We start from the raw sequence: 739 nt of genomic DNA on the forward strand, positions 1-739 counted from the left end.
ATCTACTACTCGTCCCGACCAGAGACCGGGCTGTGACTCACGCTGTAGCCACTTGGGGCAATGCCCTCGTTCATGTGTTCTCCATAAGTTGGACTGAATCCAATTCGAATAGTGCACCTGTCTCGTTTAGGAGTCGGAACAAAGTGTTGAACGCCGATGTCCTAGATCGAGCTTCTACACGTTCAATGCGTTTTGCACCGTTCAGCTGTAGAAGAAAGCAATAAAGGTTGTGCTTCACAATGCACCTCCAATTTGTTACATGTTGGGACTCACATGGGTTGTTAAGGGGTTTGGGACGATTAAAGCAGAGAGGCTTAGGCCGTGCTATCTTCGTTCACGATATCGATGACACTACGCAGGTACGCAGGGTCATACGCGAACAGCTGCTTGTAGTACTCGATCTGCTGGTTCTTGTCTTCACGGCTGATACCGGCTGTCCGCATCTTGTCCCCGAACGACTTGGGGATCGGTGCGCGGCGGATATCGGCAACCACGGTCAGCGGTACCGTCACCACGTCTGAGGTAGCAGCGCTAACGACTTGTACCTTGTCGGCAGAGGCAGCGATAGCAAAGCCATAGTCCATGTCGCCAGACTGGCTGACAAACGACACGAATTCGTGCGGAGCCGCTGCCGCGATGCTGATGTGACGCAGGGCCGGAATGTCGGTACGACGACGGTTCACGGTGGCGTTCACCAGTTCCGACAGGTCTTCGTTGCCGTGACGTGCGAGATACGTAC

At 54.0% G+C, this 739-nt stretch carries 1 protein-coding gene; it reads right to left on the reverse strand.

All coding sequences use genetic code 11. From position 1 onward, the window contains the following. Positions 1-314: 314 nt before the first annotated feature. On the reverse strand, positions 315-739 hold a 425-nt coding region (locus AC1RPN_RS07950; RefSeq protein ID WP_481763677.1), incomplete at its 5' end, for a hypothetical protein.

The organism is Dellaglioa sp. CoH-57-MRSF-20 (genome assembly GCF_056781955.1).